At 37.3% G+C, this 11,431-nt stretch carries 8 protein-coding genes and 1 other annotated feature; of the genes, 6 read left to right on the plus strand and 2 right to left on the minus strand.

Features of this window, described 5'->3' with window-relative positions; translation table 11 throughout:
* Positions 1-108 precede the first annotated feature (108 nt).
* Positions 109-340: a binding site (T-box leader), on the minus strand.
* 131 nt (positions 341-471) lie between these two features.
* Positions 472-2,736 carry an FAD-dependent oxidoreductase gene (locus BN358_RS06725; protein WP_019228461.1) on the minus strand — a complete coding sequence of 755 codons (2,265 nt, stop codon included), beginning with the start codon at positions 2,734-2,736 and terminating at the stop codon, positions 472-474.
* Between the two features lie 163 nt (positions 2,737-2,899).
* Between BN358_RS06725 and BN358_RS06730 the strand changes: the two genes are divergently transcribed.
* The gene (locus tag BN358_RS06730; RefSeq protein WP_019228462.1) at positions 2,900-3,826 is read left to right on the plus strand and encodes a LysR family transcriptional regulator; all 927 of its coding nucleotides are present in this window, start codon (positions 2,900-2,902) and stop codon (positions 3,824-3,826) included.
* 208 nt (positions 3,827-4,034) lie between these two features.
* Positions 4,035-4,235 (plus strand): cold-shock protein, encoded by a 201-nt coding sequence (locus BN358_RS06735; protein ID WP_019228463.1) that lies wholly within the window; start codon positions 4,035-4,037, stop codon positions 4,233-4,235.
* A gap of 192 nt (positions 4,236-4,427) precedes the next feature.
* On the opposite strand, the gene BN358_RS06740 is transcribed toward BN358_RS06735, so the two are convergent.
* Complete coding sequence (locus BN358_RS06740; RefSeq protein WP_019228464.1) at positions 4,428-5,744, minus strand: DEAD/DEAH box helicase; 1,317 nt, start codon at positions 5,742-5,744, stop codon at positions 4,428-4,430.
* Between the two features lie 395 nt (positions 5,745-6,139).
* Here BN358_RS06740 and BN358_RS06745 point away from each other — a divergent pair, with 395 nt between their 5' ends.
* The 4 genes from BN358_RS06745 (at position 6,140) to BN358_RS06760 (ending at position 11,231) form a co-directional block, all read left to right on the plus strand.
* Positions 6,140-6,778 carry a hemolysin III family protein gene (locus BN358_RS06745; protein WP_019228465.1) on the plus strand — a complete coding sequence of 213 codons (639 nt, stop codon included), beginning with the start codon at positions 6,140-6,142 and terminating at the stop codon, positions 6,776-6,778.
* A 313-nt stretch (positions 6,779-7,091) separates the two neighbouring features.
* Positions 7,092-7,586, plus strand: a complete 495-nt coding sequence (locus tag BN358_RS06750) for a MarR family winged helix-turn-helix transcriptional regulator (RefSeq protein WP_019228466.1) — start codon at positions 7,092-7,094, stop codon at positions 7,584-7,586.
* 4 nt (positions 7,587-7,590) lie between these two features.
* Positions 7,591-9,315 (plus strand): ABC transporter ATP-binding protein, encoded by a 1,725-nt coding sequence (locus BN358_RS06755; protein WP_019228467.1) that lies wholly within the window; start codon positions 7,591-7,593, stop codon positions 9,313-9,315.
* Positions 9,315-11,231, plus strand: coding sequence for an ABC transporter ATP-binding protein (locus BN358_RS06760; RefSeq protein WP_019228468.1), 1,917 nt, complete (start codon positions 9,315-9,317; stop codon positions 11,229-11,231). Before BN358_RS06755 ends, BN358_RS06760 begins: the two co-directional genes overlap by 1 nt.
* Positions 11,232-11,431 lie beyond the last annotated feature (200 nt).

Consider the following 11,431-nt stretch of genomic DNA (forward strand, 5'->3'; position numbering starts at 1 on the left):
GCGTTTGACCTACCAGATATTTTTTCTTCCCTCCGGTCGAAAAAATATGGTTAGGTCATAAAAAAAAATCTTTCACTCCTATAAACACATTTGAAATTCAACTGTGCTTATAGGGACGAAAGATCCGCGGTACCACCCTATTTATGATATAATAATCATCACTCTTCGAAGTCTGTTAACTTCTAACTCTGTAACGTGAGTTCACGCATCCGCCTACTTGTATTACCTTTCAACAGATATGCTCAGCAGTGAATATTACATATTTTTTCATTGTTGGCTTTCACCTTCCCCAACTCTCTTTAAATGATTTAAATATCTTTCTCTGCTTCAACGCATTTATTTATATTAATGGTTATATTAAACCATTGCGTTTTCTTTGTCAACAGTTTTTTTGAAAAATTTTAAAATATTCATATGTATATATAAATATGTCAAAAGGAATGAAGGTTATGACGCCTCCATTCCTCTATATTATTTGTTTATAGCTTCAACTGCGTTTTCAGCTGCAATTCTTCCTGAATTGAAACCCCATGACAGAGCAATTCCGGATACGTTGGTATAGCCTTTACCGTCCATAATGTTTCCTATGGATTCAACTCCTGCTGCATAAAGTCCATCTATTAGCTGTCCATCTTCATTCATAACCTGAAGGTTCATGGCAGTTTCAACTCCGCCTACAGTACAGTATGCTACAGTTGTTCCCTTGACTGCATAGTAAGGGCCTTCTCCAAGTGCATTGAGTTCACTTACAGTCTTGCCGAATATTTCATCTTTGCCTGCATTACATGACTCATCATATTTTTTTACGTTCATTTTGAGGATTTCAGGATCCATTCCTGCATTTTGTGCAAGTTCTTCCAGGGTGGCACCCTTGTATGCCAGGTCTTCTTTTACTGCCGCATCAAGAACTGCCTGAATGTTGGTCATAGGCACATCCTTGCCTGCTGAAATATACTGGAAGCTGAATGCCATTGGATCATACTGCTGTCCCACAGCACTTGTTCCCTTTTCTTTTATTGCATTAACCTGCTTTTGTGAAAGAACAACATAGTAATATGATCCCTGCGCCGCATGCATTACAGAACCTCTTGTCATATCTGTGTCCTGTACTTCTTCGTTCATGAAACGTTCGCCGTTGTCATTAACCTGCAGAAGAGCTGCACTTGTAACGAGAGAATATGGTATTGTTCTGTCAAATCCGTTAAATCCAGTCACTTCTTTTGGAATTCCTATGGCATGAGTACATATTGCCGAAGCGTTGTATTCTTTAGCTCCTGCATCAATCATCATATTAAGTCCTGATCCGTCGTTTTGTCTTACTCCAAGAAGATTGTAAACAGCTCCTAATTTTTCCTGCATCATTTCTTCATTACCACCGAAACCGCCTGTTGCCATAATGACTGCCTTGGCATTTACTGTAATTTTTGTTCCGTCATACTTTTCTGCCTTAACACCTGTAACTTTTCCGCCAGCATCTTTTATAAGAGAAGTTGCCGTTGTTTCTAACAACACATTGTCTACTTCGCTCACAAGGTCTTCAAAATAGCTTCTTACTTCGAGTCCCATGTATGGAAGAGCTGTATAGCATGTGAGAGAAGTCTTTCCATGTGTCTCGGCAAACCATCCTGTGTCAGGAATTAGTTTTACTCCGTTTGCGTTAAGCCAGTCAAAAGTATCTGCTGACTTGTTGAGAAGCTGGCTGAACAATGAGCCTTTGATTGACCAGTGCATCAATTCATCATAGTGGTCATAATAAGCTTTTGTATCTGCTTTCAGGCCAAGTGCAAGCTGTGCATCTGTATTAAGAGCCATTGGCCCAGCAGACAGTCCCCCTGTTCCTCCAAGCCTTGCTGATTTTTCTATCAATACAACCTTGGCTCCCAGTTCCTTTGCCTGTGCTGCAGCAGTAGCTCCTGCAGTTCCGCCGCCGACTACAACAATATCACAGTCATACGTTTCCTGAGCATCATTTTTTGCAATTGTTTTGTTGAAAGCTTCCGGATCAGCGCCGGCTTCCTTCACTGCATTTTTTACTGCTGAAATTGCTCCGTTGCTGCTTGCAGTAGCTCCTGATATAGTGTCTATACTTAAAGACTGTGCAGCTATAATGCGTTCAGGGAGCAACTTTTCGACATCACTGAAAATCTGATCCAGTTCCCTTACGGCAATGTTTTGCATTATGTACATTGGCTGGTCAGGCTTTATTGTACTGTCTTCATTTATTGTATTTTCCAGTTTTATTGAAAGAATTTCATTTTCAGATACTTCCACAGTAGCCTTGATTATTCCGCTGTAACCTTTGGCAGAACCTGTGTATGTTCCAGGTTTCATTTTGATTTCTGCAGTTTCTTCTATTCCTGCTGCCTGATTGAAAACTTTCTTTGCAGCAGATAAAACTGCTTCACTGGTATAAGTTGCACCTGAAATTCCGTCAACATCTGCTGATTTTGCTTCAAGTATGGCTTCTTTAAGTGTCTCTGCAGCCTTTCCTCCGATATCCTTTGTTTCATCTGCAGCTTCAACTGTCAGATCCTGAATAACATTGTCCTTGAATGTGCCTGAAACTGTAACTGTACCTCCAAATCCTTTAGCTTCTGCAGTATACGTTGCAGTCTTTGGTTCCTGCTCATTGTTTTCTTCCGGCTTAACTGTTTCTTCAGTCTTTGTGCAGCCAAAGAGAGAAAATATTAACAATGTGCACAGCAAGAGGCTAATAAACTTATTCATTGATTTCATAACATCTCCACCTTTTTAAAATTAGATTTTCTTCCCTTAATCAAGAATAATAGCTAAGACAATCAAAGTAAAACACATAATTGTTAAATAAAATACAACTAAATTTTGTAGCTTTCACTGGCAAATAACTGTATAATATATATAACAAGAGATGAGGTACAGTATGGATATAAGGACACTGCAGCTTTTTATGGAAACCTGTGAACATAAAAACATTTCAAAGGCGGCTAAAAATTTATACATATCACAGCAGGGACTGAGCAAGGCAATAAGTAAACTGGAAGAGGAATTTGATGCCCCTTTGTTTAAAAGAACATCCAACGGACTTGAAACAACAGAATACGGTGAACTTTTAAAAGTTTACGGAATGAGCATATTAGAACAATACAATCTGATAATTCAACAAATTCGCATTTCGAAAAATTCAAACAAAGAAACAATGTCCGTTGGTTATGCAGAAGGGATTTTTTTCATGTTGCCTAAAAACTTCATTAGCAACTTTATGAGTTCTCATCCAAATGTAAATGTAATCTTCAAAAAATATCCTGATTTAAAATGCGAACAGGCACTTTTGTCTGGTGAGGTTGACATATGCATATGTACTGCCCCTTATAATGAAAAGGAATTTAAGTCATCCTTGTACTGCAAAACTGAAATATTTGCAGTTATTAGCAACAACCATCCCTTATCAGCCTGTGAATCAATATCATTGAATGATTTAAAAAACGAGAGAGTAATAGCTTTAAGCGAAGATACCAAACATTATGGACCATTTACAGACAAGCTCAAGTCCTATGGAGTGATTCCTAAAATTTTTATAAATCCCGCAGAAATGAACATTCAGTCAGACTTGTGCGGCGCAAACATGGCAGTAGGATTCTTTTCTGGCAACCGTGAATATATGCCTGCAAATGTAACGCTTAAATCCGTAAGGGATTTAAATGTGTATTCTAATTTTCATATCCTGACAATTAACGGGAAAGAAATCAACCAATCTATGGATGATTTAATTGACAGCATACAGGATTCAATCGAAAGTTTAAGTATTAGTGACATGAAAAATGCATGGACTGAAAGATATAAGTTTTAATTTTTAAAATAATTTAAAAAAATTTTTAAAAAAATGTAAAAAATGATTGACTTAAATTATTCACCATGTTATATTAACAAAGTATTACGGATGTATTTAATGATTTCACATGTTTTTAGAGATTATATCTATGTTTTGTATATAATTTGTAAAAATATGTGAATTTTTTATTTGCAATTTGAATACAATAATAATTAGGAGGTACCTCATGAATAAAGGTACAGTTAAATGGTTTAACGCAGAAAAAGGATTTGGATTTATAACAAGAGATAACGGAAATGACGTATTCGTTCATTTTTCAGCTATCCAAGGAAATGGATATAAATCATTAGAAGAAGGTCAGGCAGTTAGCTTTGATATTACTCAAGGCAGCAGAGGCGACCAGGCAGCTAATGTTACTATAATATAAATAGCATAGCGTGAACATTTAAAATCGGGATTTCCCGATTTTTTTATTTTTTGCACTTTTAATATTTATACTGCATGAATTGATAAACATTCGGGAGGACAGTAGTCCTCCCCTACACACTGATCTAGCATATTTTGAAAACAGCATGAAAATTGGTATAATAAAAGACGGTCTGGCCGCCTTTGTATAATATTATTTTCCGCTTCTAGCATAAGATTTTTTAGAATTTCCTTTGCTGGAGCTTCCTTTGTTTGAATTTCCTCTGTATGAAGATCCCTTGCTGGCACTTTTTCTGCTTCTTGATATTTCAGTTTCTATTCTTTCAACTTTTTGTCTGTTCACTTTTTTCTCAGCTTTAGGAACAACACAGTTTATAAGCATTGGATATGGATGATCTTTAACCACTTCAATATTTTTCTTGATTAACTTTTGAATATCCTTCAGGAATGGCTTCTCTTCATATTCGCAAAATGATATTGCTGTTCCGCTCATACCTGCTCTGCCTGTTCTTCCTATTCTGTGAACATAGGTTTCAGGCAAGTTCGGTAAATTGAAGTTGATTACATGGGACAATTCGTTTATGTCTATTCCCCTTGCAGCTATGTCTGTAGCCACCAGGACTTTAATTTCGCCCTTTTTAAAGCTGTTCAAAGCATTTTGTCTTGCATTCTGGGATTTGTCTCCATGAATAGCAAGAGAATTTATTTTATTTGCTGCAAGCTCCTTCACAACTTTGTCCGCATCATATTTTGTGCGGGTAAAAACAAGAGCTGAAGAAATCTCATCTGAATTCAATAAATCCACAAGCAGTTTCTTCTTGTTATTTTTATCAACAAAATAAACACTTTGCTCTATTGTGTCCACAGTAGATGAAACAGGTGCTACTGCAACCTTCACGGGATCAGACAAAATTGAATTCACAAGGTCTGATATTTCTCTTGGCATAGTTGCTGAGAAAAACAATGTCTGTCTTTCCTGGGGAATATAAGAAATTATTTTCTTTACATCATGAATGAAACCCATGTCAAGCATGCGGTCTGCTTCGTCAAGAACAAATACTTTTACATTTTGAAGATTCACCTGTCTTTGATTTATTAAGTCCATGAGTCTTCCAGGCGTAGCTATAAGAACATCTACACCTCTTCTCAGCGCATCTGTCTGAGGATTTTGTGAAACTCCTCCGAAAATAGAAAGGTATTTTAAGCCTGTATATTTTCCGTATGCTCTGAAATTATCTTCAATTTGAACTGCAAGTTCTCTTGTTGGGGTTAATATCAAGGATTGTACTTGTCTTTTGGATCCTTTGTTTTTTTGCGTATATATTTTTTGTATGATTGGAACAGCAAATGCTGCTGTTTTTCCTGTGCCTGTCTGGGCACATCCAAGCAAATCTCTTCCTTCAAGTACTGAAGGGATTGATTGTTCCTGTATTGGGGAAGGTGCTTCGTAACCTTCATCCGATAAGGCTTTTAAGATTGGTTCAATTACATTTAAGTTTTCAAATTTCATATTTTAAATTATTCTCTTTTCTTTTCCAAAGCATGCTAAGGCAACTCAACTCGTTACATATTTCAGAATCTATTTTATTTTGTACCTTATAATATCCTAATTAAATAAAAAAAGCAACACATTTGACTTATTTTATTTAATTATGTCTGTTATCCGGTTATTTTTTGATTTTTCGCCTACATTTCTTAGTTAAACTAAAATAAAATCATGGATTTAAGAAATAATAGTTAATGTTTTATTTTAGCAACATATTATAAGAAAAGTTAAATGCTCCTTATGTTGACAGAAACTTGCATATAATAATTCTTTAATTTCAATATTACTGTTGACATATAATTAAAAATAGCATATTATAACTATATAATATAGTTATTAAAACTACATAGGAGGCAGGAATGAATCAGGATAAAAAAGAAATTACCAGCGCCCTCACTCATCTTGGAGGAGCTGTTTTCGGAGTTGTGGGAACATTTTTGCTTTTGGGAAATGCAAACAACATTATGACTGCAGTTGCGTTTTTAATATTTGGACTTAGCATGATATTATTATATTCCGCAAGCACCATTTACCACTTCATCGACAAATCAAAACAAAAAACAAAACTTGTTATGCGTAAGCTTGACCACATCATGATATTTGTTTTGATTGCAGGCACTTACACACCTATGTGCATGCTTGTACTTAACAATAGTGCTGGTTACAGGCTCCTTGCACTTGTGTGGACCATAACATTTATTGGAGTGTTCGTTAAAATATTTTGGATTAAAGCTCCAAACTGGGTGAGCTCTATTATGTACATAGCTATGGGCTGGCTTGCTGTACTTGTTCTTTCTCCACTGGCAAAGAACATGCCTGAAGGAGGAATGTTCTGGCTTGTAATGGGCGGAGTTTCATACACCGTAGGAGGAACAATTTACGGAATCAAAAAGCCAAACTTCAACAATACATATTTTGGATTTCATGAGCTGTTCCACTTGTTTGTACTGGCAGGAACCTTCTGCCATTTCATCATGATGTATTATTATGTGGGATAAAAATAAAGTACATCCCGAAGACAACAAAACTATTGAATTAACAGCTCGGGCGGATACAAGATCCGCCCCTACGATTTGATTGTATCAACATCTTGCGGTGAATTCGGTTCCCAGCGCATTCCAGTTTGTAGGGGAGGACTACTATCCTCCCGAAGATAATAAATTAGGCGGGTACAATCCGGCCGTGTTATATTAGCACCCTTAGCAGCCAATGCTGCTTTTTTTATTAAAAAATCTTGACATATTAAATTATAGTGGTATGATATGTAATGTTAATCGGTTAACTGTTAATCAGTTAACATTGGAGGTAAAGATGAACAAAAAATTTTTAGGAGTAGTTGGACGTCTTGAAAAGCTTAGCATTTTAAGGCGTATGGAAGCAAACAGAATTTCAGCAGAAGCAGGCTTGTACATGGGACAGCTTCCGATTCTTGAATACATCATCCACCATGACGGATGCACTCAGAAGGAAATTGCAGACTTGATGAGTGTTTCTCCCGCTTCAATTGCCACTTCCACAAAGAGACTTCAGAAAGCAGGCCTTGTAAAGAAACAAATCGATGAAGATAATTTAAGAAAAAACATGCTTTCAGTTACCGAAAAAGGTATTGAGTTGGCTAAAAAGTGCCGTGAAAGCTTTAATGAATTCGACAAAAAACTATTCAATGGTTTTTCAGATGAAGAGCTTCTTTCAGTTAAAGAGCATCTCGACCGTCTCATAGCAAATATTTCTGATGACAGCAAAATAGACTATTATTCAATTGTTGCATTAAGAAATGAATCAAAAAAATTTAACATCAAGGAGTGATTAAATGATTGATAAAATTATTCCCTGCCTAGGGAAGTACAAGAAATATGCATTATTGACGCCAATCATGGTTATAGGCGAAGTAATACTTGAAGTGTTTATACCATTTTTAATGGCCAAAATAATAGACGTGGGCATTGCCAATGCAGATGTAGCATATATAGCTAAAATCGGAGTCCTCATGGTTTTGATGGCCTTAGTTTCATTGGTGTTCGGAGCAATGTCTGGACGCTTTGCTTCTCTTGCAAGCACAGGACTTGCTGCAGGAATCAGAAAAAAACTTTTTTACAAAATACAGGACTTTTCATTTGCCAATGTTGATAAATTCAGCACAGCTTCACTTATAACACGACTAACAGCAGATGTTACAAGCACTCAGACTGCATTCATGATGGTTATAAGAATGCTTGTGAGAGCCCCAATAATGTTGGTAAGTGCAACTATTATGGCAGTGTCCATAAACGCAAAGCTTTCAACTGTTTTTCTTTTTGCAATTCCTTTTCTCGGAGGTGCCATGGGAATCATTTCATACCTGGCATTTCCAAGATTTCAGAAAATGCTTGAAAAATATGATTCAATGAACTCTTCTGTACAGGAAAATCTTGTGGCAATACGTGTGGTTAAAGCATTTGTGAGAAGAGATTATGAAAATGAGAAATTTGAAGAGGCAGCAAACACATTAAGAGATGCTCAAATAAAAGCAGAACGAATTGTCATAACAGGCATGCCCATAATGATGTTCACCATGTATGCATGCACCATACTCATTGCATGGTTCGGAGGAAATTTGGTTATTGCAGGCGACATGCAGACTGGCGAGCTTTTCAGCTTCATAAGCTACATTTCACAGATTCTGATGTCTTTGATGATGATTTCCTTTGCATTCATAGGAATTGTTATGTCAAGAGCATCAATAAAAAGAATATTGGAAGTACTTGACGAAGAAATAGACATAAAAAATAATGAAGAATCTGAAATTACGGCCAATGACGGCTCAATTGTCTTTGACAATGTAAGCTTCAGCTACGCAAGAAAAAGCGATAACCTGACTCTTGACAATGTGAATTTGAAAATCAATTCCGGTGAAACAGTTGGAATCATCGGAGGAACAGGCTCAGCAAAAACAACGCTTGTTCAGCTCATCCCACGTCTTTATGATGTACTGGAAGGCCAAATTCTTGTGGGAGGACACGATGTAAGAGATTACAGTCTTGACTCCCTCAGAAACAATGTTGCAATGGTTCTTCAAAAGAACGTGCTGTTTTCTGGAACAATAAAGGAAAACCTGAAATGGGGCAATGAAAATGCCACAGATGAGGAAATTATAGCTGCATGCAAAGCTGCCCAAGCTCATGACTTTATCTCTGCAATGTCTGATGGCTATGAAACAGATTTAGGCCAAGGCGGTGTCAATGTCTCAGGAGGACAAAAGCAAAGAATTTGTATTGCAAGGGCACTTCTTAAGAATCCCAAAATACTCATACTTGATGATTCAACCAGCGCAGTGGACACAGCAACTGACAGCAAAATAAGACAAAGCTTCAAGGAAAATTTACAAAACACAACAACTATAATCATCGCTCAGAGAATTTCATCTGTTAGCGAAGCAGACAAAATCATAGTTCTAAATGACGGAAAAATTGACGGTATTGGAACACATGAGGAATTATTAGCGACAAATGAAATATATAAAGAAGTATATGAATCGCAACAGAAAGGGGTGGCATAATGGAGAAAAAAACAACTGCAGTACGTCACGGTGGTCCGGGAGGTGGTACGAGAGGATTTGCCAAACCAAAGAACACCTCTAAAACACTTAAAAGACTTTTAAGCTACTTGTTTGATTATAAGATCCACCTTGTTGCAATAGTAATTGCAATAATAGGAAGTTCATTGTCAGGAGTTGCAGGAACATATTTTTTAAAGCCTATAATAAATGATTATGTTGTGCCATTCATAGGGCAGGAAAATCCTGATTTGTCAGGCTTCTTAGGAATGATTGGAATAATGGTTGCAGTATATGCTTTCGGTGTAATATGCTCATTTACTTACAACCGTCTGATGCTTAAAGTATCAACCGGAACAATGAGGAAAATAAGAGTTGACATGTTCAGACACCTTCAGGACCTTCCAATCAAATATTACGACACTCACACCCATGGAGAAACCATGAGCCGTTTCACAAATGATACGGATACATTAAGAGAAATGCTCAGCCAGGGTCTTCCTCAGTTTGTGTCATCAACTATAACAGTCATTGGCGTTTTTACAATGATGGTAATATTGAGCCCAATCCTTACGCTCCTTGTTGTGTTCATGTTTTCAATAATGATTTTTGCAGTAAAGAAAATAGGAAGCAAAAGCGCAAGCTACTTCATAAAGCAGCAGAAGGAACTGGGAACATTCAATGGCTTCATTGAAGAAATGATTGAAGGCCAGAAGGTTGTAAAAGTGTTCAGCCACGAAGGCAGAGTAAAGGAAGAATTTGATGAAATAAATGAAAGACTCCGCCAGGCTGCTTCCAGCGCCAATACATTTGCAAGCATACTGATGCCCATAATGGGAAACCTGTCTTATGTGCATTATGCCCTGACAGCAACAGCAGGAGCTTTGCTTGCAGTAAACGGCTACATGGACTTGGGAACCATAGGATCGTACCTACAGTACACTCGTTCATTCTCCCAGCCAATCACACAAATATCACAGCAGCTGAATTCAGTGTTGACTGCCCTTGCAGGTGCTGAAAGAATATTTAATCTTCTTGATGAAACTCCGGAAGTTGACAATGGTTATGTGACACTTGTGGATGCTGAAGTTGATGATAACGGAAATATTACTGAAGCTTCACACAGAACAGGAATTTGGGCATGGAAACACCCTCACAAAGACGGAGCATTGACTTATACTCTGGTTAAGGGCGATGTTAGATTTGAGGATGTAACATTTGGTTATGATGAAAATAAGACTGTTTTAAACGGCATAAACCTTTTTGCCAAACCAGGTCAGAAAATTGCATTTGTTGGATCAACAGGAGCAGGTAAGACTACCATTACAAACCTAATTAACCGTTTTTATGATGTCCCTGACGGCAAAATCAGATACGATGGAATAAACATCAACAAAATCAAAAAAGATGACTTGAGACGTTCACTGGGTATGGTTCTTCAGGACACTCACCTGTTCACCGGTACCATAATGGAAAATATACGCTATGGGAAACTTGATGCCACTGATGAAGAAGTTATTGAAGCAGCTAAGCTTGCCAATGCTCATTCATTCATAAAACACATGCCGGAAGGATACAACACAATACTCACTTCAGACGGAACAAACTTAAGCCAGGGACAAAGACAGCTTCTGGCAATTGCAAGAGCAACAGTTGCAGATCCGCCGGTTTTGATTCTTGATGAAGCAACAAGCTCCATAGACACCCGTACAGAATCATTGATTGAAAAAGGAATGGATACACTAATGAAGGACAGAACAGTGTTTGTAATAGCACACAGACTTTCAACAGTAAGAAACTCCAATGCCATAATGGTTTTAGAAAACGGAAAAATAATAGAAAGAGGAAACCACGAAGACCTCATAGGACAAAAGGGAAAGTACTACCAGCTCTACACAGGAATGTTCGAGCTTTCATAAAAATCATATATCCGACCGTGTTATTATTTCAGCAAATTGTTATATGCGGGAGAACACAAGGTTCTCCCCTACAATCCGATATTTATAGTTTATCGCTAATGTTAAATTACCAGCGCGTAGGGGCGGATTACTGTCCGCCCGCATTTTGAGGACAGTAATCCGCCGCTTACATTATAAAAAAATCCAGCAATTTTGATTGC

Source organism: Sedimentibacter sp. B4 (assembly GCF_000309315.1).
Classification (GTDB): domain Bacteria; phylum Bacillota; class Clostridia; order Tissierellales; family Sedimentibacteraceae; genus Sedimentibacter; species Sedimentibacter saalensis.